Consider the following 26410-nt stretch of genomic DNA (forward strand, 5'->3'; position numbering starts at 1 on the left):
GGGGCATCGTTTTATCTAGATGGCAGGGATTAAAAAGGCCGTCTGAAATTTCAGACGGCCTTTGGTTTTACCAGATATCGGATTTGATTTTGCGTTTCAAGCCTGGGTGTTCAGAGAGTTTGAACTCTGGGTCTTTACCCATTTTCAGCTTGGCTGTGTAGTCTTTCAACAGCAGGAAGGCAAGTGGGGACAGGAGCAGGATGGCGACGAGGTTAATCCATGCCATGATGCCCATAGCCATGTCTGCCATATCCCATACCAAGGGTACGTTGGCAACTGCGCCGAAGTAGACCCATGCCAAAACCAGCATACGGAAAACGGCGGTAATCAGCCAATGGCTCTTGATGAATTGGACGTTGGACTCAGCATAGGCATAGTTGCCGATAACGGTTGAAAAGGCAAACATAAACAGGATGGCGGCAAGGAAGCCCGCGCCCCATTCGCCTACCTGACTGACGATTGCCGCTTGGGTCAGCGCCGCACCGCTCAGGTCACCGTAAGGCTGTTGATAGGTCAAGACAATAAAGGCGGTGCATGAGCAGACGATGATGGTATCGACGAAAACGCCCAGCATTTGAATCATACCTTGGGAGACGGGGTGTTTCACTTCGGCTGCGGCTGCGGCGTTCGGCGCAGACCCCATACCCGCCTCATTGGAATACAGGCCGCGTTTGATACCCTGCATCATGGTGGTCGAAATCAGACCGCCGAGGAAACCGCCTGCAGCCGAATCGAAGTTGAACGCGTTGGAGAAAATCTGATCGAACACATCAGGAATCAGGGAAATATTGGTAGCAATGATGAAGAGTGCTATGACGAGATATAAAACCGCCATCAGCGGAACGATAATTTCCGCGGCTTTAGATACGCGACGGATACCGCCGAAGATAATAGGGGCAGTCAGAATGACCAGGGCGACACCGACATAGTGTTGATCCCAGCCCCATGCCGCTTTGGTGGTATCGGCGATGGTATTGGTCTGTACGGCTTCAAATACAAAGCCGAAACAGAAAATCAGGCTCAGGGCGAACAAAACGCCCAGCCATTTTTGTCCCAGGCCTTGAGTTATGTAGTAGGCAGGACCGCCGCGGAAGTGGTGGTTGTCGTAGTCCCGGACTTTAAAGAGTTGGGCCAGTGAAGATTCGACAAACGCCGAACTCATGCCGATTAAGGCGGTTACCCACATCCAGAATACCGCGCCCGGCCCGCCGAGTTTGATGGCAATCGCCACGCCGGCGATGTTGCCCACGCCTACGCGGCTGGCCAAGCCGGTAACGAATGCTTGGAACGGTGTGATTCCGTGCGGATCATCACCTTGTTTGCGGCCGCCCAGCATTTCTTTGATACTGCGGCCGAAGAGGCGGAATTGTACAAAACCGGTGGTAACGGTGAAAAAGAGGCCTGCGCCTAAAAGCATATATACCAACCCCGACCACATTGGGTCGTTGATGGCGTTTACCCAGCCGTGAAGCTGTTCGAAAAATTGATCCATACAAACCTTTCAGAGTTTTTGCATTTTCAGACAGCCTGTGTGTGTGGGCTGTCCTGTAATTGGATGTATTCTAGCAGACTGTCAACAAACTGAAAAACGTTTACATATTCTTTTTTATATTATGCTTTTGATTATCATGGAATTTTATTATTATAATGTAAAGGAATTGTCGATTTTAATTTTTCCGTTTTACATATTTGAACAAAAAGGCCGTCTGAAAACAGAATCTTGTTTTCAGACGGCCTTGATTTTATTTCAATGTGTTATTCGGGACGCATTTGCGGGAACAGAATCACGTCGCGGATGGTTTGCGAATCGGTCAGCAACATTACCAAGCGGTCGATGCCGATGCCGCAGCCGCCGGTCGGCGGCAGGCCGAATTCCATGGCACGGATGTAGTCGGCATCGTAGTGCATGGCTTCGTCGTCGCCAGCGTCTTTTTGCGCCACTTGTGCCTTGAAGCGTTCGGCTTGATCTTCCGGATCGTTCAACTCGGAGTAGCCGTTTGCCAGTTCGCGGCCGACAACGAAAAGCTCGAAGCGTTCGGTCAAACCCGGTTTGCTGTCGGATGCGCGTGCCAATGGCGATACTTCGACAGGGTAGTCGATGATGAAAGTCGGGTTCCACAGTTTGCTTTCTGCACAACCTTCAAACAGGGCAAGTTGCAGGCTGCCGATGCCCGGAGACGGAGGCAGGCTTTCGCCGTGTTTGACGATTTCTTTTTTCAGCCATTCTTCATCGTTCAACTGCTCGTCGGTGTAGTGCGGATTGTATTTCTTGATGGCTTCGAGAATGGTCAGGCGTTCAAACGGGCTTTCCAAATCGACTTCTTTGCCGTTGTAGCTGATTTTTGCCGTGCCGTTTACCGCGCGGGAAGCGTTGCGGATGATGTCTTCCGCCATTTGCATCATGCGTTCGTAGTCGGAGAAGGCTTCGTAGAATTCGATCATGGTGAATTCAGGGTTGTGGCGTACGGACATGCCCTCGTTACGGAAGCTGCGGTTGATTTCAAACACGCGTTCCAAGCCGCCGACAACCAAGCGTTTCAGATACAGCTCGGGAGCGATGCGCAGATAGAGCGGAATGTCCAAGGCATTGTGGTGGGTAACGAACGGTTTTGCCGTCGCACCGCCCGGAATCGGGTGCATCATTGGGGTTTCAACTTCCAAATAATGCTCGTTGACCATGAAATTGCGCACGGATTGGATGATTTGGCTGCGTTTGATGAAGGTATTGCGTGATTCTTCGTTGGCAATCAAATCGACGTAGCGTTGACGGTATTTGGTTTCCTGATCGCTCAAACCTTTGTGTTTGTCCGGCAGAGGGCGCAGGGATTTGGATAGCAGGCGGATGTTGGACACGCGCACGGTCAATTCGCCGTGGTTGGTTTTGAACAAAGTACCTTCCGCGCCGACGATGTCGCCCAAGTCCCAGTGGTTGAAGTCGTCCAAAACTTCTTGGCTCACACCTTTGTTGTTCAGATAAAGCTGGATTTGACCGGTAACGTCTTGAATGGTGGCGAAGCTGGCTTTGCCCATTTGACGTTTGAGCATCATGCGGCCGGCTACTTTGACGGGAATGCCTTGCGGGTCGAGTTCTTCTTTGCTGATTTCACCGTATTGGGTATGCAGGTCGGCGGCGAAGCTGTCGCGTTTGAAATCGTTAGGGTAGGCGTTGCGTTCTTTGCGGATGTTGTGCAGTTTCTCGCGGCGCAGGGCGATGATTTGGTTTTCGTCCAACTGCGGCTCGATTTGAGGATTGTTTTGTTCGCTCATGGTGTTTTCCGGAAAAATAAGTCAGGCTGCCGGAGTGTTCAGACGGCCTGAATAAAGTGAAAAATTGGCTCTATTTTACGCGATGTCGGTATTTTTTTCTATAAAGCCAGAAAGGCCGTCTGAAACCTGAAAAATCGGTTTCAGACGGCCTTTTGTTTTATGAAGGGCAGTATCGGCAGTTAGATATCGGTTTCTAAATAAACAACTTGGGTTTGCAGATATTCTTCCAAGCCGTGTTTGCCGTCGGCGCCGCCGATACCTGATTTTTTCCAACCGGCATGGAAGCCCTGCATGGCTTCAAAGTTTTCGCGGTTGATGTAGGTTTCGCCGAAACGCAGACGGCGGGTTACATAAAACGCTTCATTCAGATTGGTGGTATAGACGGAGCTGGTCAGGCCGAATTCGCTGTCGTTTGCCAAAGCAATGACTTGATCGAGCGTGTCGAAAGTGGCAACAGGCAGGACGGGGCCGAAGGTTTCTTCCTTCATGATGTCCATGCTGTTGTCGGTATTGGTCAGCAGGGTAGGTTCGAAGAAGTAGCCTTTGCCGTCGGCACGTTTGCCGCCGCAAACCAAAGTTGCGCCTTGTTGAACTGCACGTTCGACTTTCTCGGCAACGGCTTTGACGGCGCGCTCTTCAATCAATGGGCCCATTTCCAGTGCGCCAGGTTCGGCCTTAGCTGGATTGCCGTAGCGCACGCCTTTCATGGCGGCGGTCATTTTTTCAATAAATGCGTCTTTCAGGCTGTTGTGGACATACACGCGTTCGGCGCAGTTGCAGATTTGGCCGGTGTTGCCGACGCGAGAAGCCAAGATGGATTTCACTGCCAAGTCTAAATCCGCGTCTTTCAAAACGATGGCAGGGGCTTTGCCACCCAGTTCCAGTGAGACTTTGGTAATGTTGGCGGCGGCAGCTTCCATCACTTGGCGGCCTGCATCGACAGAACCGGTCAGGCTGACCATATCGACTTGCGGATGCGATGCCAAGGCGTTGCCGATTTCTGCGCCTGGGCCGTTGACGACGTTGAATACGCCGGCCGGTAAGCCTGAAGCGTGAACGATTTCAGCAAAAATGTGACAGTTAATCGGGGTTACGCTGCTCGGTTTGACGACGATGGTATTGCCTGTTACCAAAGCCGGGCCCATTTTGCGGGCGATCAGGAAGAATGGGAAGTTCCACGGCAAAATGCCGGCGATCACGCCTAAAGGACGTTTGAACAATAAAATATTTTCGCGCGGGCGGTCGCTTTGGATGATTTCGCCTTCATAACGGCGCGCCCATTCGGCTTGATAATCGAGATAGTCGGCAGTGAACATGACTTCTATGCGTGCCAAGTCTTTGGTTTTGCCACCTTCGGCGACAATGGTGTCGGTCAGCTCGTCGGCGCGTTCGCGTATGCCTTGGGCGATTTTGCGCAAGTATGCGCCGCGTTCAACGGCAGGCAAACGCTCCCATGCGGATTGCGCCTCTCTGGCGGCGGCAACGGCACGGTCAACATCGGCTTTTCCGCCTTTAGGCTCGCGCGCGATGACTTCTTCTGTTGCCGGATTCAATACGTCGCGCCATGTGCCGTTAAAATCGGTTTCAAAACGGCCGTTGATATACATAGACAGTTGTTTCATCAAACTTTCTCCTATTGTTGTAGTTGAATGTAGTTTCAGTCTATGCCTAAATTGTCTGGCATACAAGAGTATTTAGAGTGGGTTGACGGTAGGTATTTGGAAGTTTTTAGAAAAAGTTGATGGAAGGGGGAGTCGGGCTTGGTTGATTAAAGGTAGGTTGGTGCAGGTGTGATGCGTTGGGTAGCGTTCATACGCGGCATTGGGACAAAGCCTGCATATGGCTTGATTTTGAAGATAAGGGAGCTATCGTATGGAGAAGGGTTTGATAGGGATGTAAAAAAACCTGCTTTTTTCAAAGCAGGTTTTTATATTTGGTGGGTCGTGAGCGATTCGAACGCTCGACCAACGGATTAAAAGTCCGCTGCTCTACCGACTGAGCTAACGACCCGATAAGCTGTGCATTATAGGGAGCTTGTTTCTTTCCGTCAACTGTTTTTTGAAATTTTTTTCAAAAAACGTAAATCGGTTGTTATTTGGCGTTAATTCTCCCGTTTCCGAGTATTAATTATGTTATGATTTTCTAATCTGTCAGTTCTGATGGATATTTTTTAGACCAAAGGATATACAACATGAAAAAATTATTGATTGCTGCGATGATGGTGGCTGGTTTGGCTGCTTGTTCTCAAGAGGCGAAACAGGAAACTCAAGAAGCGGCTTCTGCCGTTGCTTCTGATGTAAACGCTGCTGCCGAACACGCGGCTTCTGCTGCCGATGCTGCTGCTTCCGAAGCTAAAGGCGCTGCTGCGCAAGCTGTTTCTGACGCTAAAGAAGCCGGTGCCGATGCGAAGGAAACTGCGGAGAAAGCAATTTCCGATGCTAAAGAAACTACCGGTAAAGCCATCGACGGTGCTAAAGAAGCCAGCGACAAAGCTTTGGACGATGCAAAAGCTGCTGTGGGCGAAGCTAAAGACGCTGCCAAAGATGCGGCTAAAGATGCTTTGGGTAAAGCTGCCGATGCAACTCAAGAAGCTGCCGACAAATTGAAAGATGCTGCTAAATAAGCCGGTGTCCGATATTTGAAAAGGCCGTCTGAAAAATGTTTTTCAGACGGCCTTTTTGTATCGGCGGATTATTTTTTTTCTTGCTGACGCGTGTACACCAAAGAAGTCAGGATGGATGCGCCCAGTGCGCCAAAGACGACGGACAGGGAAATGGAAATCGGGATATGTACCCAGTGCATAATCAGCATCTTGATACCGATAAAGCTCAATACGAAAGCCAAGCCGTATTTGAGGAAGATAAAGCGTTCGGCAAAATCCGCCAGTAAAAAGTACATGGCACGCAGGCCCAAGATGGCAAAAATGTTGGAAGTGAGGACGATGAACGGGTCGGTGGTTACGGCAAAAATAGCGGGGATGCTGTCCACGGCGAAGATGACGTCGCTCAATTCGATCATAATCAATACCAGCAAAAGCGGCGTAGCGATGCGTTTGCCGTTTTCGATGGTAAAGAACTTTTCACCGTCAAACTGTTGGCTGGTCGGGATGACTTTTTTGAGCAGGGTCAGGATTTTGTTTTGGGAAAGGTCTTCCTCTTCTTCCGATTCGGGTTTCATCATGTGGATGCCGGTATAGAGCAGGAATGCGCCGAAAAGGTAGAGAATCCATTCGAATTGCTGTACCAGTGCCGCGCCGATGAAAATCATGATGGCGCGCAGGACGATGGCGCCGAATACGCCATAGAGCAGGACGCGGTGTTGGAATTTGGGTTCGACTTTGAAATAGCCGAAAATCATCAGGAAAACGAAGATGTTGTCGACGGCAAGGGATTTTTCGAGCACATAGCCGGTGAAGAATTCGAGGACTTTTTCTTTGGCGACAACGACCCCGTAAGCCGGGTTGCCCGCCAGTTCGAAATAGAGCCAGCCGGCAAACGCGCAGGATACGGCCACCCAAATGCCGCTCCAGGCGAGGGCTTCTTTAATGCTGACTTTGTGGGCGCCGTTTTTTTTCAGCGACACCATATCGATGGCGATCATAATTAAGACGGCAATAAAGAAGATGCCGTAAAACATCGGCGAGCCGACGGACGGGTATTGGGTCATAAACAATCCTTGTGTGTGGGGTATGGGTAAGGTTTACCAAGACAGGTAGAACATTGCTTTGGCAAAAAAGACGATAAACAGCATATGGCTGAATACGACGGCGTGTATGTATTTCGACCAGCCGACGGTAAGGGTGTGCCGTGCCATTTTGACGACGGCGATGGCAAAATGTACCAAAACGCTTACTGCCAACAGGATTTTGATGCTCAGCATGATGCCGAAGGAGCTGTCGAATGGGTGGTGCAGTATCGGCAGGTAGCGGTTGTACACCATCACGATGCCGCTGATGAACAGGGTAATGACGACAGGCGGCATCACGCGGACGGCACGATAGGACATGGCACGTTCGACTTCGCGGCGCGATTCGCGCGAAACGCGGCCGGTGTGTAAAACGGAGAGGACCAGCATTTCGAAAAATACGCCGCCGACAAAGGCAATCGCGCAATAAACGTGGATGATGTGTGCCAGTGCGTAGATACTCATGACGGGTGTTTCCGGTAATTCAGACAAGTCGTCATTGTATCACTACCGAATGTGGTTGATGTATGCGCAATTTTATGCCAAATATATTAAAATTTATAAATATTCTTTTGGAATTGCCGTTTGTTTTTGCATTTAACCGTTCATTAAGAGCGTTATCTTAGTTTAATCTGTCTTTACTTATCAGAAAATATATTAATGAAAGGTTGTGCCATACTGTTCCATATACAGCTTAACCCCTGATGGAGAATCAAACCATGAAGAAAACTTTTGCAAAAACTGTGACCTTGATCATGCTGGCTGCCTCTTTGGGTGCATGTGCCAATATGACTCAAACCCAACGCAACACTGCTGCTGGTGCGGTATTGGGTGGCGTGGCAGGTAACTTGATTGGTGGCGATACCGGCTCTACCTTGGGTGGCGCGGCTTTGGGTGGCGTTATCGGCAGCCAGGTTCATACCCGCTACTAATCCTTTATTCGGTTAAAAATAAAAAAGGCCGTCTGAATATTCAGACGGCCTTTTGTTTTACGGTTTATTCGTTGACGAACGTTACACCGGTCAGTTGCGATTGCAAAATAGCCGTGCGCAAGGCAGTCAGTGCTTTCGGTCGGACAAAGTTGCGGCGATAGGCCAAAACGACACGGCGGTGTGGTGCAGTGCCTTCAAACGGGATAATGCTGAAAAGCATATGGTCGTTTTCGGTCAAGGCGGTAGCCGGCATGACGCTGATAGCCAAACCGCTGGCAACCATGTGGCGGATGGTGTTGATGGAGCTACCTTGCAGGGTATTGGTCAAACCTTGGATTTTCTGTTTGGAAGCCAATTCGGAACAGCTTGCCAATACTTGGTCGCGCATACAGTTGCCTTCGGACAGCAGCAACACTTGTTCTTCGCCCAAAAGCTGAGGCGTAACGGCATCGAGTTCTTCAAAGTGATGTCCTTTGGGAACGATGACGAAGAAAGGTTCGTCATACAGAGGCTCGGTTACGATGCCCGGCTCTTGGAACGGTTCGGCAACGACGATTGCATCGACATCGCCGCGTTTGAGCGACTCGGTCAGGATGTGGGTATAGTTCTCTTCCAGCATCAGCGGCATTTTCGGCGCGGTTTCACGCAGCGCGGTAATGAGCTTGGGCAGAAGGTAGGGGGCAACGGTGAAAATCAGGCCGAGTTTGAACGCACCTTCCAATTCGTTTTGCTCTTCATTGGCAAGGTGCTTGATGAGTTCGGCTTCTTCCAAAACCCGTCGGGCTTGGGCGACAATGCGCTCGCCCGCTTCGGTTGTGATGATGTCGTTGCTGCTACGGTCGAACAGGGATACCGACAGCTCTTCCTCCAGCTTTTTGATGGCGATGGAGAGGGTGGGCTGGCTGACAAAGCAGCGTCGTGCGGCACGTCCGAAGTGACGTTCTTGTGCGACGGCTACGATGTAACGCAATTCGGTCAAGGTCATGTGTTAAGCCTTTTTTTGTTCCGGCAGGGTGATGTTCAGCTCAAGAACGTCCAAGCCGTCTTGTTTCTCTTGGGAGATGCGGATGTCGTCCAATGATACGTTGACGTATTTGGACAGGACCTCCAACAACTCTTTACGCAGGGTCGGCAGATAGTCCGGAGCTTGGCCTTCTTGTGCGCGTTCTTGCGCGATGATGATTTGCAGGCGGTCGCGCGCGACTGTGGCGGTTTTCGGCTTTCTGCCGAACAGCATATCGAGCAGTGACATGTATTAACCTCCGAACAGTCGTTTTAAGAAGCTTTTCTTCTCAGCTTCGAGGAAACGCATTTCGCGGTTTTCACCCAAGAGGCGGGCGATAACGTCCTTGTAGGCTTCTGCTGCTGCGGCATTGTCTTGGTGGATGACAGGTTCGCCGGCGTTGGAAGCTTGCAGGACGTTTTGTGATTCAGGAATCACACCGATCAACGGAATACGCAAGATATCGCAGATGTCTTGTACAGACAGCATTTCGCCTTTAGCCACGCGCTCAGGGGAGTAGCGGGTAATCAGCAAGTGCTCTTTAACAGTACCGCCTTGTTCGGCTTTGCGGGATTTGCTTTGCAAAATGCCCAAGATACGGTCGGAGTCGCGGACGCTGGATACTTCCGGATTGGTGGTAATGATGGCTTCGTCGGCAAAGTAGAGTGCCATCAGTGCACCTTGTTCGATACCGGCAGGGGAATCGCAGATAATGAATTCGAAGCCCATTTTTTCGCTGGCCAGCTCTTTCATCACGTTGTCCACGCCTTCGCGGGTCAGTGCGTCTTTATCGCGGGTTTGCGAAGCGGGCAGGATGTAGAGGTTTTCGCAGTTTTTGTCTTTAATCAGGGCTTGGTTGAGTGTGGCTTCGCCTTGGATGACGTTGATGAGGTCATACACGACGCGGCGTTCGCAACCCATAATCAGGTCGAGGTTGCGCAAACCGACGTCGAAGTCGATTACGGCGGTTTTGTGGCCGCGCAGGGCCAGGCCGGTTGCGATGCTGGCGCTGGTAGTGGTCTTGCCTACGCCGCCTTTACCTGAAGTTACTACGATGATTTTGGACACGATATTTCCTTTTTAAGTACTGATGTTTATTCGGCGTCGATTGCGCTGATAACCAGTCGGTTGTCTTGCAATGATACTTGTACGGGTTTTTTGTGCAGATGCTCGGGCAGGTCTTGCTCGAAGTTGCGGTAGATGCCGGCAACGGAGACTAATTCGGCCTGCATGGAATGAATAAAGATGCGCGCGTTGGTGTTGCCTTTTGCACCGGCCAACGCTCTGCCGCGCATGGGGGCGTAAATATGGATGTTGCCGTCGGCGATAAGCTCCGCACCTTGGCTGACGATGCCGGTAACGATGAGGTCGCCGTTTTCAGCGTAAACCTGCTGGCCGGTACGTACGGGCGTGCTGACCAATACGGTCGGATTATTGATAACGGTGGCTTGTACGTCTTGCGGCTGCGGTGCTTGGCGCGGGGTAGGCGCTGCCTGTGTGTCGGCTGCTTGGGTGGAGTTGCCTTGTTTGAATACCAAGTGGTAACGCGCCGCCGCCGCTGCCCATGTGTCGCTGGTGTGGTGCAGCCCTAAAATTTGCATGCCGTAACGGGCAAACAGGGAAATCATGCCGCCCAAATCGATGGATTCGGGATGGTCGAAATCTTGTACGTCTAAAATGAAGGGAACGAATTCGTCTTGGGATTGGCCTGCCAGTTGGCGCAGGAATTCTTCCAATTCGGTTAGATCTGCGGTGTGCAGATGGATGGATAAGACGTCCAAACGTGACGTTTTTATGTCGAATGCGGGTTTCATTGTAATGAAATAATAAAATTTTTTAATGACGTAAGTTTACCGTGTAAATCTTGGCTATTCAATCTGTTTGGCCGTCTGAAACCAAAATATTTTGTTTGAACGTTTTTTAGCTGTATTTAGTGTGGTTTTTTGGTGTGAACGTAGGTTTCAGACGGCCTTGGGAAAGGGATAGCCGTGTGTGTCGATGTCGTCGGCGGCGGCCCACGGCGTGTGGATGAGGGTGGACGGCAGGTGCGCCAATTCGGGGAGGTAACTGCGGATGTAGCTGCCGTCGGGGTCGATTTGGTGCGAACGGTGGGCATAGCGGACGGTGGCCGTGTCTTGGGCGGCAAGGTGCCAGTTGGCTTGGTTGAGCGCAGGGTCGGTGCCAGTTTGGACGGAGGCTGTCCACGCGATGCCTTGGTTGGGGTCGAAGTTGAGGGCATGGCAGAAATAGTGGGCGCACAGCTGCTGGAGAACGGGGTGTAAGTGGCCGGTGGCTTCGAGGCCGCGGATGGAGGCGTCGATGATGGGCACGCCGGTTTGGCCGTGTCGCCAGTATTCGCGTACCGGGGCGGCATCGGTTGTTTCGGGCAGGCGGCGGTGGTAGGCGAGCTGGTAGCAGTAGTCGCGGAAAATGAGCTTGTCCAGCCACTCGAAATGTCGGTTTGCCAAGCTTTCGGCAGCCAGCAGGCGCGGGGAAATGCAGCCTGCGGACAGGTAGGCATTGAGGAGGCTGGTGTTTTTTCGTGCCGGAAAATTTTGGGTAATCGGGTAGTGAACCAAATTCTGTTTGAACGCGTGCCATTGCGTTAAGGCTGCGGTTTCGCCGCTCTGCTGATAGGCAGGCAATACTGCGCCGGTATGGGCTGGAAACAGTGGAACGTTTTGTCCGATTTGAACAGGCAATTTGGTTTCAGACGGCCTTTGTCCTGAATAAGCCTGCAACCATGCTTGTTTATAGGCGGCAAAATCGGTGTAGGGCAGGCCGTTGGCATCCATGAGGGGGGATTTGGCCAAAATGCCGCGGTCGTTGGCGTGTTGCAGGGCAATGCCTGCTTGGTCGAAATTGTGCCAGAGGTGGTTGTCTTGGCGGATTTCGGCTTCGGTGTAGGCTTCGTCTGTGATGACGGTATGGGCATTAAGCGCAGCAGCCAAGGGGAGGAGGTCTTCGTCGGAAGCGACGACATATAAGGGAATATGGTGTGCCGCCAGACGGGTATGCAGTTCTTGTGCGGCTTGATAATGGAACAGGCTTTGACGCGGATTGTGGTTTTCAGACGGTCTTTGGCTGACCCAGACGCAGGTGATGGGCAAACCGCTTGCAACGGCGGCATTAAGCGCGGCATTGTCATGCAGGCGGAGGTTGCGGCGGAACCAGACAAGGACGTGAGCAGATTTCATGAGCATGTTCCGACGAAAAAGGGGAAACCATTTTATCAGAATCGGCCTCATGTATCAGGCCGTCTGAAAAATCTTTTGGTTTGATTTCGCTATATAATTTTGGTTTTAGCAATGAGGCGGCAACCATGACCGAGCAAACCGTTTTGGCACTCATTACCTGCCAAACTTATCCCGAACCATCGGACAACCTGAAAACATTGGCGGCATGCTTGGAAAGCATGGGCGTGAAAACCGTATTTGATGCGTGGCAAAACCATCCGTCTGCGACGTTTTTACTGCCTTTGTGCGCATGGGATTATGCCGCCGAACCCGAAGCCTTCCGCCAATGGCTGGAACATGCCGGGCAGGCAGGGCAGCGTTTTATCAATCCGCCCGAATTGATGGCTTGGAATATGGAAAAGACTTATTTATGCGATTTGGCGGCGCGCGGAGCGCAAGTGATTCCCAGTGTGTTCGTTCCGCCGCAAAAAGCCGAATTGGCCGACATCCTGAACCAACAGGGCTGGACGGAAGCGGTCATCAAGCCGGCATTTGGGCAGAGCGGCAAAGGCGTGGTTAAAGTTTGTGCGGAGGCATTGGACGTGAACATGGCGGATTATCCGCAAGGTATGATTGTTCAACCATATATCCGCGAAATCGAAACAGCAGGCGAAACATCGCTGGTGTTTTTCAACGGCGCATTCAGCCATGCCGTGCGCCGTCAGCCGCCGCAAGGCGAATGGCGCGCCAACTCGGCCTATGGTGTGTCGGTGTTCGGTATTGAGCCACCCGAGTTTGCCATCAGTGCCGCACAAGATGTACTGGCCGCTTTGCCGCAAATGCCGGTTTACGCCCGAGTGGATGGTACATTGGTCGGTGACACCTTCCTGCTCAATGAGTTGGAACTCATCGAGCCAGCCCTGTATTTGCACACCAGCGAAGGCGCAACGGAACGCTTTGCCCGAGTGCTGGCGCAGTTGCTTGGGCAACATTCATCAACCTGATTTTATCAATATAATTAACAAGCCTCAGGCCGTCTGAAAACCATCTTTCAGACGGCCTGAAGCTTTTTAAAACAAGATTTGCATGTTTGTATTTTTCAATAATGTGCCATTTGTCGATTGTGTCATTTTAATTGTTGCAGTCTTAATTGATGGTTGATTAACTTTCATTTGGCATTTTATCTCGGCCGCAGCCTTTATTTTTAGCGGATTGTAAACAATCTGATCGGTCTAAATAGATATCTTTTTAGGGTAAAACCTCAAAAATCTTTTTAAAAAGAAAGATATTGTCTTATTGAATATTCTGTGCTGAAATTACATGACACTACAAAAAGTAGTGCATAAAAAATAAAACAGACAAAGGAGAAAGCCATGCAATTGTTTTTAGACAATCTCAAAGCCTTTTTCGAAACCATCAGCGGCTGGGTCTGGGGACCTATTATGTTGATGCTGCTGGTCGGTACGGGCATTTTGCTGACCGTTTTGCTGAAAGGCTTGCAGTTCACCATGTTGGGTTATGCGCTGAAACAGGCGTTTATGCCGTCAAAGAAGCATGAAGACGGCGAAGACCACGAAGGCGATATTTCCCATTTCGCGGCGTTGATGACCGCGCTGTCCGCCACCATCGGTACGGGTAACATCGCCGGTGTGGCGACTGCGGTGGTAACCGGCGGCCCGGGCGCAGTATTTTGGATGTGGATGACCGCCATTTTCGGTATGGCCACCAAATACGGCGAGGGCGTGTTGGCGGTGAAATACCGCGTCACCAATTCCAAAGGCGAAATGTCCGGCGGCCCGATGTATTACATTGAAAAAGGCTTGGGCAAAAACTGGAAATGGATGGCCGTCGCATTTGCCCTGTTCGGCACATTCGCTTCCTTCGGTATCGGCAGCTCGGTGCAGTCCAACTCAGTCGCGCAGGCAGTACAAACCAGCTTCGGCGTCGAACCTGCCTATACCGGCGTGATATTGACCGTATTAACGGCCATCGTGCTTTTGGGCGGCATTAAGGGCATTGCCAAAGCCGCGTCCTTTATCGTACCTGCCATGGCAGTGTTTTATGTAGTGGGCGGTATTTCCATTATTGTCGTGAATTCTGACGCACTGATGCCTGCCGTCAAACTGATTTTCTCCGATGCGTTCAGCGCGCAAGCTGTGGCCGGCGGTGCCATCGGTACGGTCATCCGCTACGGCGTGGCGCGCGGCGTGTTCTCCAATGAGGCAGGTATGGGTTCTGCGCCGATTGCCGCCGCCGCCGCGAAAACCGACCACCCCGTTCGTCAGGCTTTGGTTTCCATGACCGGTACTTTTTTGGACACCATCGTTGTCTGCTCGATTACCGGTATCGTGTTGGTCATGGGTCTGCTCGGCGCAGGTGGCGAGTTTGTCAAACCTGAATTGAGCGGCGCGGCGCTGACAACCGTCACTTTCCAAAAAATGCTGCCCGGTATCGGCGGCTGGATTGTCACCATCGGCCTGATTTTCTTTGCCTACTCAACCATTCTCGGCTGGTGTTATTACGGCGAGAAATGCGCGGTTTACGTCTTCGGCGAGAAGTTTGCCGGTTTGTACCGCGTTGGTTATGTTTCTTCAGTTATGCTGGGAACCGTGTTGAGCCTTGATTTGGTGTGGCTGGCTTCGGATACATTCAACGGCTTGATGGCATTGCCCAACCTGATTGCGCTTTTGTTGATGGCGAAAGTCATCGTCAATGAAACGCGTGACTTCAAACAAAAAATCAAAAACGGCGAATTGCCGCATTAATGTCCAAGGCCGTCTGAACCTGAACATTCAGACGGCCCGATGGATATTAAGTTTGTTTTGAAAAAAGTCAGAGGAGGAGAAAAATGAAAGTGCTTGTTTTAGGTGCTGGTGTTGCCGGCGTATCTTCCGCGTGGTATCTGGCAGAGGCAGGGCATGAAGTAACGGTCATCGACCGCGCCGAGGGCGTGGCGATGGAAACCAGTTTTGCCAATGCAGGCCAGCTCTCTTACGGCTATACCACGCCCTGGGCGGCACCCGGCATCCCGACCAAAGCGCTGAAATGGCTGTTTAAAAGCCATCCGCCTTTGCTGTTTCGCCCTGACGGCAGCCTGTATCAAATCGAATGGCTGTGGCAAATGCTGCAAAACTGCACGGCAGCGCGCTATCAAATCAATAAAGAGCGCATGGTCAGAATTTCCGAATACAGCCGTGAAATGTTCCGCCGTTTTGAAGCGCAAACCGGCATGAATTTTGAAGGGCGCAAAAAAGGGACGTTGCAGATTTTCCGTCAAGCCAAAGAAGTTGAAGCGGCAGAACAAGACATTGCCGTTTTGGAACGCTACGGCGTGCCGTACCGCCGTCTGAAACCCGAAGAATGCGCAGAATTCGAGCCTGCGCTGGCGCACGTTACCGCCAAAATTGCCGGCGGCCTGCACCTGCCGGCGGATGCGACCGGCGACTGTCACCTCTTCACCGAAAACCTATACAAATTGTGTCTGGAGAAGGGCGTACAGTTCCACTTCAACCAAACCATCAGCCGCATCGACCATAACGGATTACGCATCAGCGCAATCGAAACCGAAACAGAACGGTTTGAAGCAGATGCCTTCGTCTGCGCGCTCGGCTGCTTCAGCAGGACGGTTTTGGCGCAGTTGGACCTCAATCTGCCGATTTATCCCGTCAAAGGCTATTCCTTGACCCTGCCGGTCACAAATTCCGACGGCGCGCCGGTTTCCACCGTTTTGGACGAAAGCTACAAAGTCGCCATCACACGATTCGACAACAGAATCCGCGTCGGCGGTATGGCGGAATTGTCGGGCTACGAAATCAAACTGCCCGAAAAACGCCGCGAAACCTTGGCTTTGGTCGTCAACGATTTGTTCCCCGAAGGCGGCGACTTGAATCAGGCATTGTTCTGGAGCGGACTCAGACCGATGACGCCCGACAGCACGCCGTTAATCGGCCGCACCCGCTTTGAAAACCTGTTCCTAAATACCGGCCACGGTACTTTAGGCTGGACCATGTCGCTGGGTTCGGCAAAATTGACCGCCGATATCGTGAGCGGCAAAGACACCGAAATCCGCAGCGACGACTTGAGCCTGTCGCGCTATCAGGCTTAAGCTGGAAAGCGATAAGGTTTGGTGATATTTCAAACTTAAGGGCCGTCTGAAAAATATTTTTCAGACGGCCCTTAGCTTTATGAGTATTGCGTCCAATCAATAAAATAAATAATAACTATTATCATATTCATTAAAAAGTGTTAGTCTGAACCTGTCCCAGCTTTTAGTGCAGGTTTTCTCATGCCCGATTTTTCGATGTCCAATTTGGCCGTTGCCTTTTCCATCACGTTGGCTGCCGGTTTGTTTACCGTATTAGGCAGCGGTTTAGTGATGTTTTCCAAAACGCCCAATCCGCGCGTGTTGTCGTTTGGTTTGGCATTTGCCGGCGGTGCGATGGTGTATGTTTCCCTGACGGAGATTTTCAGCAAATCCAGCGAGGCGTTCGCTGAAATTTATGATAAAGACCACGCGTTTGCGGCGGCGACCATGGCATTTTTGGCCGGGATGGGCGGCATCGCGCTGATTGACCGCCTGGTGCCGAACCCGCATGAAACTTTAGATGCGCAAGACCCGTCGTTTCAAGAAAGCAAACGCCGCCATATCGCGCGAGTCGGCATGATGGCGGCGTTTGCGATTACGGCGCACAATTTTCCCGAAGGCTTGGCGACGTTTTTTGCCACCTTGGAAAATCCGGCGGTCGGGATGCCTTTGGCCTTGGCGATTGCCATCCATAATATTCCGGAGGGCATTTCCATTGCCGCGCCGGTTTATTTTGCCACCCGAAGCCGTAAGAAAACGGTATGGGCGTGTCTGCTATCAGGCTTGGCCGAGCCTTTGGGGGCGGCTTTGGGCTATTTGGTTTTGCAGCCGTTTTTATCGCCTGCCGTGTTTGGTTCGGTATTCGGCGTGATAGCCGGCGTGATGGTGTTTTTGGCATTGGACGAGCTATTGCCGGCTGCCAAACGCTATTCAGACGGCCATGAAACCGTTTACGGCCTGACAACGGGCATGGCGGTGATTGCCGTCAGCCTGGTATTGTTCCATTTTTAAAACCCGTATGCCAAAGGCCGTCTGAAATGATTCAGACGGCCTTTTTGCGTTATAATCCGCACATCAAAAATAACCTTAATTTCACAAAGTTCCATCATGTTAGACAAATACAATCCAGCCGAAATCGAATCCAAACATTATCAAAACTGGGAAGAGCAGGGCTATTTCCAGCCTGATATGGATTTGACGAAACCGTCTTTCTCCATCCAATTGCCGCCGCCCAATGTAACCGGCACGCTGCACATGGGTCATGCCTTCAACCAAACCATCATGGACGGCCTGACCCGCTACTACCGCATGAAAGGCTGCAACACCGCCTGGATTCCGGGTACCGACCACGCGGGCATCGCCACGCAAATCGTGGTCGAGCGTCAGCTTGCCGCGCAAAACGTGTCCCGTCATGACTTGGGTCGTGAAAAATTCTTGGAAAAAGTGTGGGAATGGAAAGAAGTTTCCGGCGGCACGATTACGCAGCAGATGCGCCGCGTGGGCTGTTCCGCAGACTGGACGCGCGAGTATTTCACAATGGACGACGTGCGCGCCGAAACCGTGACCGAAGTGTTCGTGCGCCTGTTTGAACAGGGCTTGATTTACCGCGGCAAACGCTTGGTGAACTGGGATCCGGTTTTGGGTACGGCAGTGTCTGATTTGGAAGTGGAAAGCGTGGAAGAACAAGGCTCTATGTGGCACATCCGCTATCCGCTGGCAGACAATCCCGCCGAAGCCGTTATCGTGGCGACCACCCGCCCCGAAACGCTGCTGGGCGACGTTGCCGTTGCCGTCAATCCTGAAGACGAACGTTACACCCACTTAATCGGCAAGGAATTAATCCTGCCGCTGACCGGCCGCACCATCCCCGTGATTGCCGACGAATACGTTGAAAAAGACTTCGGCACAGGTTGCGTGAAAATCACGCCTGCACACGACTTCAATGACTACGAAGTCGGCAAACGCCACGATACGCGCCTGATTAATGTGTTCGACCTGGAAGCTAAAGTGTTGGCAAACGCCGAAGTGTTCAACTTCAAAGGCGAAGCGCAACCAGGCTTTGCCCTGCCTGAAAAATACGCAGGCTTGGACCGCTTTGCCGCGCGCAAACAAATGGTTGCCGATTTGCAAGAACAAGGCTTCTTGGTCGAAATCAAACCGCACACGCTGATGACGCCGAAAGGCGATCGCACCGGCTCAGTGATTGAACCAATGCTGACCAGCCAATGGTTTGTCGCCATGTCCGCCACGCCAAACGGCGGCGAGCCTGACAGCGAATTCAAAGGCTTAAGCCTTGCCGACAAAGCCAAAAAAGCTGTCGACAGCGGCGCAGTGCGCTTTATCCCCGAAAACTGGGTCAACACCTACAACCAATGGATGAACAACATCCAAGACTGGTGTATCTCGCGCCAACTGTGGTGGGGCCATCAAATCCCTGCGTGGTATGACAACGAAGGCAATGTGTACGTTGCCCGCAATCAGGAAGAAGCCGAAAAACAAGCCGGCAAAACCGGTTTGATCCGCGAAGAAGACGTATTGGATACATGGTTCTCCTCCGCGCTCGTGCCCTTCTCCACGCTCGGCTGGCCGTCTGAAACCGACGAACTCAAAGCCTTCCTGCCTTCCAATGTCTTGGTCACCGGCTACGAAATCATCTTCTTCTGGGTGGCGCGCATGATTATGATGACCACCCACTTTACCGGCAAAGTACCGTTTAAAGACGTGTACATCCACGGCATCGTGCGCGACCACGAAGGCAAAAAAATGTCCAAATCCGAAGGCAACGTCATCGACCCTGTGGATTTGATCGACGGCATCGACTTGGAAAAACTGCTGGTAAAACGTACCACCGGCCTGCGCAAACCCGAAACCGCGCCGAAAGTGGAAGAAGCCACCAAAAAACTCTTCCCCGAAGGCATTCCGAGCATGGGTGCGGACGCATTGCGCTTCACCATGGCGAGCTACGCCAGCCTCGGCCGCAGTGTCAACTTCGACTTCAAACGCGCCGAAGGCTACCGCAACTTCTGCAATAAATTGTGGAACGCCACCAACTTCGTGTTGATGAACACCGAAGACAAAGACTGCGGTCAAGACGAAATGCAACCGTTGGCGTTTACCTTTGCCGACCAATGGATTATCGGCAAACTGCAACAAGCCGAAGCCGCGGTTGCCGAAGCCTTTGAAACCTACCGCTTCGACCTTGCCGCGCAAACGCTGTACGAATTTGTGTGGAACGAATATTGCGACTGGTACATCGAGCTGGCAAAAGTGCAAATCCAAACCGGCTGCCCGACAACCCAGCGCACCACACGCCGCACCCTCGTGCGCGTACTCGAAACCATCCTGCGCCTGCTGCACCCAATCATGCCTTTCATTACCGAAGAGCTGTGGCAGGTCGTTGCGCCTCTGGCGAATGCCAAAACCGCCGACAGCATCATGTTGGCCGCCTATCCGCAAGCCGATAAAGAAAAAATCGTTCAGACGGCCTTCGACAAAATGGCCGCATTGAAAGACTTGGTGGAAGAAGTGCGCAAACTGCGCGGTGAAATGGGTATCGCGCCAAACGTCAAAGCGCCACTCTTCGTCGAAGGCAGCGCAGAACTCGAAGGCCTGCTCAAATACCTGCCGTCGCTGACCCGACTGGCCGAAGCTAAGCTGGTGGACAACCTGCCCGAAGCAGAAGATGCCCCCGTCGCCGTCTGCAACGGCGCGCGCCTGATGCTGAAAGTCGAAATCGACAAAGCTGCCGAAACCGCCCGTTTGAGCAAAGAAGCCGAGAAGCTGCAAAAAGCCTTGGACAAACTCAACGCTAAACTCTCCAAACCCGGCTACACCGAAAAAGCCCCCGCGCATTTGGTGGAAAAAGACAAAGCCGATTTGACGGAATTGGAAGACAAAATGGCGAAAGTGCAAACTCAGTTGGCGAAGTTGAAAGGGTAGTATTGTTTGGTTGTGAGAAAGGCAGCCTGAAAACGGTAAGGTGATTTTCAGGCTGCTTTAATTAGAAATAAGGAACAAATTATGTTGGTGAATAATGATAAAAAAAGATACAGCTATAACAATATTGATACTAGAAATAAAAAATTTATTCATAAAAATTTTAATAAAACCACTAGCTACCACTCTAACTTTTCCCACTCCAAATTTATCAATGCCTCTTTTATAGGTGCTAAATTTAAATTTAGTTCACTATTTGGCTCTACTTTTGATAATTGTTACTTAAGGGGAGCACTATTCAGAAAATGCAACTTAAAAGAATGTATCTTTAAAAATTGTATTATATCATCCTCCTTATTTGAAAACAGCAAACTAGAGAGTTGTTATTTTGAGAATTGCAAAATTCTTAATTCCCCATCATTATCAAATGCTATTTTGCATAATAAAGAAAATATTACTAATGAAATCCTAGAACAGTACCCTCAAGAACATTGTTTCAGTAAACAATTAATTGAAGAGGTTAAGTTACTAAAGAAAAATGAATTCATTCGTAAATCTTCTATTTTGCATTTAAAAAAACAACGGATAGAAACAGTTTCACTAAAAGTTCTCGTAGAAGAGTTTGGTGAAGAATTCTTAATTAATAACCTAAAAAATCTGAATATTATGGTAACTCGCAATTTTTCATCGCTAAGTTACATAACCAACATCTTGAAAAAAATACAGAATAATGGTAAAAAGGAATTCCTCGGCTCCACTACGCTTGATATTCCAAAATTGACTGATGAATGCTCGTCTACGGACTGATGCGAGGTTAAGGCTTTCATTTTAAATATGTTGATGGAGGGATTGCCTATGGTGATGGATTGTTTTACTGTTTTAAGTTTTGTTTCATTAGTTGTTTACAAAATTATGTTGAACGTCAATATCAAGTGGTCTAGTGGGGTTCTAATAGCAAGCATAGGTTGGGTCAAGACCCAACAAAACCCTTAAATCATCTGTTTTGTGTTAGATTTTCAACCCAAGTTACCAAAAGGCCGTCTGAAACTTAAATTTCAGACGGCCTTTTTCTTTTTCTTAATCCTTAAAATTCAATTAAACCAAACAATCTGACTTTCATCCACGCTGATGCGGATTTCCTGTCCGGTTTGCGGTTTGTCTGTATCGTGGTCGGCGTGGGGATACCAAATCAAATCGCCGTATTGCGGATGGGTGAGGGTAAGGCGTGTGCCTTCGGCGAGGGGGATGGTTTCGCTGATGCGGACGGCTGTGCCGTTTGGGTCGAATCGGATGGCATGTTGGGGGATGTAGCGAGTGTCGCCGGTGTTGGCCAAACCGAGCAGCAGTGCGGCTTGGGCATTGACGGGGCGGCGGATAAGGGTTTCCGGTGTGCCGTGTTGGAGGATGCGGCCTTCGTGCATGATGGCGATGGTGTCGGCCATGGTGCAGGCTTCCTCGGCGGAGTGGGTCACGAGGATGGCGGGGATGTTTTGACTGCGGATGCGTTCGGCGGTCAGGGTGCGCAGGTGGTGGCGCAGGTGGGTGTCGAGGCTGGAGAAGGCTTCGTCCAAGAGCAACAGCGACGGGCGCGTGATGAGGGCGCGTGCGAGGGCGAGGCGTTGCTGTTCGCCGCCGGAGAGGCTTTCGGGTTTGCGTTGCGCTTCGTGTTCCAAACCGATGTCGCGCAAGGCCTGCATGGATTGTTCTTCGATTTCGGCTTTGGGCAGACGGCGCATTTTGAGGCCGAAGCCGACGTTGTCGAGGGCGGTTAAATGCGGCAAAAGGGCGTAGTCTTGAAACATCAGTGAGATATTGCGTTTTTCAGACGGCATGTCGGTGATGTTGTCGCCGTTGAGCCAAACTTCGCCGCTGTCGGGACGCACCAGGCCGACGATGGTTTTGAGCAGGGTGGATTTGCCGCAGCCGGAGCGGCCGAGTACGGCGAGGATTTCGCCTGCTTCGACGTTTAGATTAATGTCTTGGGCAACGGTTTTGCTGCCGAAGCGTTTGTTGATGTTTTTGAGTTGTAACATGGTTTCAGACGGCCTTTAAAAATGGGGTCGGCAACGGATGCTGTCGAGCCATGCGGACAGCAGATGTTTGGGGTCGATCAGGCCGTATCGACGGCAGGCTTCGATTGTGACCAACTGGGCATCGTGCATCATGTGTCCGCCCAACATGGCATCAAGCAGGGTGGGGATGTCCATCAGTTCAAAACCGGCGACTTCGCCGTCTTGGTTGGCGGGTTGGAAGCCTTCGGGCAGGACGATGTCGAAGATATACAGGATTTCGTTGTGGACACCGCGGTTAACGGGGCGCAAACTATATATTTGGGCAGTCGGTCGGATATGAGGTGTTAATGAAGCGGGAATGCCTGCTTCTTCTTCGCCCTCGCGGCAGACGGCTTCAGACGGCCTCTCGCCGCTGCTGATGCCGCCGCCGGTCAGATTGTCGAGTTTGTTTGGATCGACGGCTTTGTGCGGACTGCGGCGGCCTATCCAAAAGCGCAAACCGTCTTCTGTTTCGACCAATCCGTTCAAATGCACTGCCTGACTCATCAGGCCGAACGGACGGAAGGCTGCGCGTTCGAGTGCGCATAAAGGCTTGCCCGACTGGTCGCAGATGTCGAACTTTTCACCGCGCCAACCTTTGAGCCAACCGCACTCGCGCCATTGTTGCGCCAGCGTTTGTAAACTGTCGCCCATCTGAGCCCAGCTGTCTGTTTCCAAATTCAGGCCGTCTGAAAGGGTTGACTGCCTGCCTGTCCAATCTTGCCCGAGGCGTTCGCGCCATAATGGGTTCAGACGGCCTAAAGGCAGGCCGTTGAGATACAGAATGCACCAATCGTCGGATGCGCCATAGCTGGTTTGCGCCCAATCCCACAATGCGTCGTGGACATCGGACGCGAATACCTGTTCAAAACGGAAAGACTGAGACATGGCGCATCCTCCAAAAGAACTAAAGATACGTCGATTTTAGCCGTTTATGGCGAATTTGCAAAACAACCGCACTACCCGAAAACCGCTATAATAGAGTAAACCATCCGAAACGAGCACATCATGAGCGAATTGAGCGAAATCCTCGCCTATAACCAACATTTCGTCGAAACGGGCGAATACGAAAAATACTTTACCAACAAATACCCCGGCCGCGAGCTGGCCATCCTCTCCTGTATGGACGCGCGCATTATCGAATTGCTGCCCAACGCGTTGGGTTTGAAAAACGGCGATGCCAAGCTCATCAAAAACGCCGGCGCGCTGGTGACCCACCCTTGGGGTTCGGTGATGCGCAGTTTGTTGGTGGCCGTATTTGAACTTAAAGTCAAAGAAATCATGGTCATTGCCCACCACGATTGCGGTATGCGCGGATTGCACGCCGAAGAGTTCCTCCAACGCGTACACGACAGCAATATCCCCGACGACCGCATCGAAACCCTGCGCAATGCCGGTATCGATTTGGACGGCTGGCTGACCGGTTTTGACGATGTCGAAGACAGCGTGCGCCATACCGTCGAGCTGATTCGCAAACATCCGCTGATGCCCGACAACATCGCCATCCATGGCCTAGTCATTCACCCGACCACAGGCAAGCTCAACCTGATTGTTGACGGCAGTCTGCCTGCTTCAGACGGCCAAAACATCTAACGCAGACATCACCACGAAATGAAAAACATCGGATTATTCGGCGGCACGTTTGACCCCATTCACAACGGCCACCTCCACATCGCCCGCGCCTTCGCCGACGAAATCGGTTTGGATCTCGTCGTCTTCCTGCCGGCAGGCGACCCGTACCACAAAGACAGCACGCGCACGCCGGCACAAGAGCGCCTCAATATGGTTGAACTCGCCATCGCCGACGAGCCGAAATTCGCCGCCAGCGACTGTGATATCGTCCGCGACGGCGCAACTTATACGTTTGACACCGTCCAAATCTTCCGCCAGCAGTTTCCCAGCGCGCAACTGTGGTGGCTGATGGGCAGCGACAGCCTGATGCAGCTGCACACATGGAAAAAATGGCAAACCCTCGTGCGCCAGACCCATATCGCCATCGCCATGCGACAAGGCGACAACCTCAACAAAACCCCGCGCGAATTGCACGCATGGCTCGGCGAAGCCCTGCAAAACGGCAGCGTCCGTATCCTCAACGCGCCACTGCACAACACCAGCTCCACCCAAATCCGTGCCAATCTTGCCAAAACGCACCATTCAGACGGCCTGCCGCAACCCGTCGCCCAATACATCCGCCAACACAAACTCTATGAAAAATAGCGTTTATTCAGGCAGATAAGCTATAATGCCGTCTGAAAACATTTCAACTAGGAAAATAATGAACGAACAAGAATTGCAAGACCTGCAAAAAATGGTCGAAGTGGCCGTAAACGCCCTCGAAGACATCAAAGCCAAAGACATCTCCGTTTTGGAAACCCAAGACAAAACCTCCCTGTTCGCCCGCATGATTATTGCCAGCGGCGACAGCACACGCCAAGTTAAAGCACTGGCCAACAACGTTGCCGTCGATTTGAAAGAAGCTGGTTTCGAAATCCTCAGCACCGAAGGCGACAGCGGCGAATGGACGCTCGTCGACGCAGGCGACCTCGTTGTCCACGTCATGCTCCCTGCCGTGCGCGACTTCTACGACATCGACACCTTGTGGGGCGGAGAAAAACCGAGTTTCCACGCCGGTATGCAAAAACCTTGGCACGCTGCCGACTAAAACGGTTTATCCATACAAAGGCCGTCTGAAACTTGAAAGCAAGCAAGTTTCAGACGGCCTTTTGCTATAATTCCATTCTTTTCACATTATTTAATTCATTGCACCATCATGCCGCATCCCGATTTCGCCCAAACCCTCTCCAAAGACCGCCATTTCCTGCAATCCGCCTTTAAAAACCCAAAAAAATACGGCGGCTTGGCCAAGGTTGAAGAAAAATACAAAAAATCGCACGACCTCTATCTGCAACGCCTGTCCAAACTGCCCAAGCCCGAATTCGACAACACGCTGCCCGTTCACGAAAAACTTGACGAAATCAAAAAAGCCATTGCCGAGAATCAGGTAACGATTATTTGTGGCGAAACCGGTTCGGGCAAAACCACGCAGCTGCCCAAGATTTGTTTGGAACTCGGGCGCGGGGCGGCGGGGCTGATCGGGCATACCCAGCCGCGCCGTTTGGCCGCGCGCTCGGTGGCAGAGCGGATTGCCGAAGAGCTGAAATCGGAAATCGGCAGCGCGGTGGGCTATAAGGTGCGCTTTACCGACCACACCTCGCGCGATGCCTGCGTCAAGTTGATGACCGACGGCATCCTGCTGGCAGAAACCCAGACCGACCATTATCTCGCCGCATACGACACGATTATCATCGACGAAGCGCACGAACGCAGCCTGAACATCGACTTCCTCTTGGGCTATTTGAAACAGCTGCTGCCGCGCCGCCCTGATTTGAAAGTCATCATCACCTCGGCAACGATAGATGCAGAACGCTTCTCCCAACACTTCAACGGTGCCCCTGTTTTAGAAGTGAGCGGACGGACGTATCCCGTCGAAATCCTCTACCGACCGCTGACCAGCAAAGACGAAGACGACGCAGAAGTCGAGCTGACCGACGCAATTGTCGATGCAGCCGACGAATTGGTACGCTATGGCGAAGGCGATATTTTGGTGTTCCTGCCGGGCGAGCGCGAAATCCGCGAAGCCGCCGAAGCCCTGCGCAAATCCACGCTGCGCCGCAACGACGAAATCCTGCCCCTATTCGCACGCCTGTCGCACGCCGAGCAGCACAAAATCTTCCACCCATCAGGCGCAAAACGCCGCATCGTGCTGGCAACCAACGTCGCCGAAACCTCGCTCACCGTACCGGGCATTAAATACGTCATCGACACCGGCCTCGCGCGCGTCAAACGCTATTCCGCACGGGCGAAAGTGGAGCAGCTTCATGTCGAAAAAATCTCCCAAGCTGCCGCCTGCCAACGCTCCGGTCGCTGCGGACGCGTCTCCGCAGGCGTGTGTATCCGACTGTTTTCAGAAGAAGATTTCAACAGCCGCCCCGAATTTACCGCCCCCGAAATCGTCCGCAGCAACCTAGCCGCCGTCATCCTACGCATGGCATCGCTGAACTTGGGCGATGTAGCGGCATTCCCATTTTTAGAAATGCCCGATTCGCGGTATATCAATGACGGTTTTCAGGTATTACTGGAGTTGGGTGCGGTGGAGGCCATCTGAAAAGTAAAAGAAAATGGTAGATTATGTTTCATTTTCAGACGGCCTAAATCATTGAGAAACTAAAAACTATTGAAAAGGGAATATTGGGTTTTAAAACTCAATCGGTAAATTT

Annotated in this window: 24 protein-coding genes and 1 tRNA gene; 12 read left to right on the forward strand and 13 right to left on the reverse strand. The window is 51.6% G+C overall.

What is annotated here, in order from left to right:
- Positions 1-67 precede the first annotated feature (67 nt).
- The 4 genes from HMPREF2871_RS03430 to HMPREF2871_RS03445 form a co-directional block, all read right to left on the reverse strand.
- The gene (locus HMPREF2871_RS03430) at positions 68-1492 is read right to left on the reverse strand and encodes an alanine/glycine:cation symporter family protein (protein WP_049343706.1); all 1425 of its coding nucleotides are present in this window, start codon (positions 1490-1492) and stop codon (positions 68-70) included.
- A 263-nt stretch (positions 1493-1755) separates the two neighbouring features.
- Entirely contained in the window at positions 1756-3267 is a 1512-nt protein-coding gene (lysS, locus tag HMPREF2871_RS03435; RefSeq protein WP_049336982.1) for a lysine--tRNA ligase, read from the reverse strand.
- A gap of 179 nt (positions 3268-3446) precedes the next feature.
- Entirely contained in the window at positions 3447-4889 is a 1443-nt protein-coding gene (gene aldA / locus HMPREF2871_RS03440; RefSeq protein WP_049343707.1) for an aldehyde dehydrogenase, read from the reverse strand.
- 312 nt (positions 4890-5201) lie between these two features.
- A tRNA-Lys gene (locus tag HMPREF2871_RS03445) sits at positions 5202-5277 on the reverse strand.
- Positions 5278-5458: 181 nt separating this feature from the next.
- Between HMPREF2871_RS03445 and HMPREF2871_RS03450 the strand changes: the two genes are divergently transcribed.
- Complete coding sequence (locus tag HMPREF2871_RS03450) at positions 5459-5890, forward strand: Ag473 family lipoprotein (protein ID WP_036493571.1); 432 nt, start codon at positions 5459-5461, stop codon at positions 5888-5890.
- 68 nt (positions 5891-5958) lie between these two features.
- Here HMPREF2871_RS03450 and HMPREF2871_RS03455 read toward each other — a convergent pair whose 3' ends face one another.
- Positions 5959-6933, reverse strand: coding sequence for a TerC family protein (locus tag HMPREF2871_RS03455; protein ID WP_036493573.1), 975 nt, complete (start codon positions 6931-6933; stop codon positions 5959-5961).
- 33 nt (positions 6934-6966) lie between these two features.
- Positions 6967-7416, reverse strand: a complete 450-nt coding sequence (locus HMPREF2871_RS03460) for a CopD family copper resistance protein (protein ID WP_036493576.1) — start codon at positions 7414-7416, stop codon at positions 6967-6969.
- A gap of 254 nt (positions 7417-7670) precedes the next feature.
- On the opposite strand from HMPREF2871_RS03460, the gene HMPREF2871_RS03465 reads away from it, so the two are divergent.
- Positions 7671-7883, forward strand: coding sequence for a glycine zipper 2TM domain-containing protein (locus HMPREF2871_RS03465; RefSeq protein WP_003684747.1), 213 nt, complete (start codon positions 7671-7673; stop codon positions 7881-7883).
- A gap of 64 nt (positions 7884-7947) precedes the next feature.
- Here HMPREF2871_RS03465 and HMPREF2871_RS03470 read toward each other — a convergent pair whose 3' ends face one another.
- The 5 genes from HMPREF2871_RS03470 to HMPREF2871_RS03490 form a co-directional block, all read right to left on the reverse strand.
- The gene (locus tag HMPREF2871_RS03470; RefSeq protein ID WP_049330768.1) at positions 7948-8868 is read right to left on the reverse strand and encodes a hydrogen peroxide-inducible genes activator; all 921 of its coding nucleotides are present in this window, start codon (positions 8866-8868) and stop codon (positions 7948-7950) included.
- A gap of 3 nt (positions 8869-8871) precedes the next feature.
- Positions 8872-9135 carry a cell division topological specificity factor MinE gene (gene minE / locus HMPREF2871_RS03475; RefSeq protein WP_003680625.1) on the reverse strand — a complete coding sequence of 88 codons (264 nt, stop codon included), beginning with the start codon at positions 9133-9135 and terminating at the stop codon, positions 8872-8874.
- 3 nt (positions 9136-9138) lie between these two features.
- Positions 9139-9954 carry a septum site-determining protein MinD gene (minD, locus tag HMPREF2871_RS03480; protein ID WP_004520213.1) on the reverse strand — a complete coding sequence of 272 codons (816 nt, stop codon included), beginning with the start codon at positions 9952-9954 and terminating at the stop codon, positions 9139-9141.
- A 26-nt stretch (positions 9955-9980) separates the two neighbouring features.
- Positions 9981-10700 carry a septum site-determining protein MinC gene (gene minC, locus HMPREF2871_RS03485; protein WP_004520214.1) on the reverse strand — a complete coding sequence of 240 codons (720 nt, stop codon included), beginning with the start codon at positions 10698-10700 and terminating at the stop codon, positions 9981-9983.
- A gap of 147 nt (positions 10701-10847) precedes the next feature.
- Positions 10848-12083, reverse strand: coding sequence for an FAD-binding domain-containing protein (locus tag HMPREF2871_RS03490; RefSeq protein WP_065422610.1), 1236 nt, complete (start codon positions 12081-12083; stop codon positions 10848-10850).
- A 125-nt stretch (positions 12084-12208) separates the two neighbouring features.
- Between HMPREF2871_RS03490 and HMPREF2871_RS03495 the strand changes: the two genes are divergently transcribed.
- The 6 genes from HMPREF2871_RS03495 to HMPREF2871_RS03520 all read left to right on the forward strand — a co-directional run bounded on the left by HMPREF2871_RS03495 (position 12209) and on the right by HMPREF2871_RS03520 (position 20889).
- Positions 12209-13066, forward strand: a complete 858-nt coding sequence (locus HMPREF2871_RS03495) for an ATP-grasp domain-containing protein (RefSeq protein WP_004520216.1) — start codon at positions 12209-12211, stop codon at positions 13064-13066.
- Between the two features lie 369 nt (positions 13067-13435).
- Positions 13436-14827 (forward strand): alanine/glycine:cation symporter family protein, encoded by a 1392-nt coding sequence (locus tag HMPREF2871_RS03500; RefSeq protein WP_049336834.1) that lies wholly within the window; start codon positions 13436-13438, stop codon positions 14825-14827.
- An 83-nt stretch (positions 14828-14910) separates the two neighbouring features.
- Positions 14911-16167 (forward strand): D-amino acid dehydrogenase, encoded by a 1257-nt coding sequence (locus HMPREF2871_RS03505; protein ID WP_049343708.1) that lies wholly within the window; start codon positions 14911-14913, stop codon positions 16165-16167.
- Positions 16168-16347: 180 nt separating this feature from the next.
- Positions 16348-17157 (forward strand): zinc transporter ZupT, encoded by an 810-nt coding sequence (gene zupT, locus HMPREF2871_RS03510; protein WP_002224778.1) that lies wholly within the window; start codon positions 16348-16350, stop codon positions 17155-17157.
- A gap of 96 nt (positions 17158-17253) precedes the next feature.
- Positions 17254-20085 (forward strand): valine--tRNA ligase, encoded by a 2832-nt coding sequence (locus HMPREF2871_RS03515; RefSeq protein WP_049343710.1) that lies wholly within the window; start codon positions 17254-17256, stop codon positions 20083-20085.
- Positions 20086-20166: 81 nt separating this feature from the next.
- Positions 20167-20889, forward strand: coding sequence for a pentapeptide repeat-containing protein (locus HMPREF2871_RS03520; RefSeq protein ID WP_049343711.1), 723 nt, complete (start codon positions 20167-20169; stop codon positions 20887-20889).
- A 284-nt stretch (positions 20890-21173) separates the two neighbouring features.
- Here HMPREF2871_RS03520 and HMPREF2871_RS03525 read toward each other — a convergent pair whose 3' ends face one another.
- The gene (locus HMPREF2871_RS03525) at positions 21174-22115 is read right to left on the reverse strand and encodes an ABC transporter ATP-binding protein (protein WP_049343713.1); all 942 of its coding nucleotides are present in this window, start codon (positions 22113-22115) and stop codon (positions 21174-21176) included.
- A gap of 15 nt (positions 22116-22130) precedes the next feature.
- The gene (locus HMPREF2871_RS03530; protein ID WP_049343715.1) at positions 22131-23021 is read right to left on the reverse strand and encodes an NUDIX hydrolase; all 891 of its coding nucleotides are present in this window, start codon (positions 23019-23021) and stop codon (positions 22131-22133) included.
- Positions 23022-23141: 120 nt separating this feature from the next.
- Between HMPREF2871_RS03530 and HMPREF2871_RS03535 the strand changes: the two genes are divergently transcribed.
- The 4 genes from HMPREF2871_RS03535 (at position 23142) to hrpA (ending at position 26298) form a co-directional block, all read left to right on the forward strand.
- Positions 23142-23726: a beta-class carbonic anhydrase gene (locus HMPREF2871_RS03535; protein ID WP_049336840.1), complete on the forward strand. Its 585-nt coding sequence runs from the start codon at positions 23142-23144 to the stop codon at positions 23724-23726.
- 18 nt (positions 23727-23744) lie between these two features.
- Entirely contained in the window at positions 23745-24350 is a 606-nt protein-coding gene (gene nadD, locus HMPREF2871_RS03540; RefSeq protein ID WP_049343716.1) for a nicotinate-nucleotide adenylyltransferase, read from the forward strand.
- A gap of 58 nt (positions 24351-24408) precedes the next feature.
- Positions 24409-24795, forward strand: a complete 387-nt coding sequence (gene rsfS / locus HMPREF2871_RS03545; RefSeq protein WP_002246503.1) for a ribosome silencing factor — start codon at positions 24409-24411, stop codon at positions 24793-24795.
- A gap of 108 nt (positions 24796-24903) precedes the next feature.
- A complete protein-coding gene (gene hrpA / locus HMPREF2871_RS03550; RefSeq protein ID WP_079453967.1) occupies positions 24904-26298 on the forward strand; it encodes an ATP-dependent RNA helicase HrpA in 1395 nt (464 codons plus the stop codon).
- Positions 26299-26410 lie beyond the last annotated feature (112 nt).

It is taken from the genome of Neisseria sp. HMSC067G12 (genome assembly GCF_001812725.1).
GTDB lineage: Bacteria > Pseudomonadota > Gammaproteobacteria > Burkholderiales > Neisseriaceae > Neisseria > Neisseria perflava.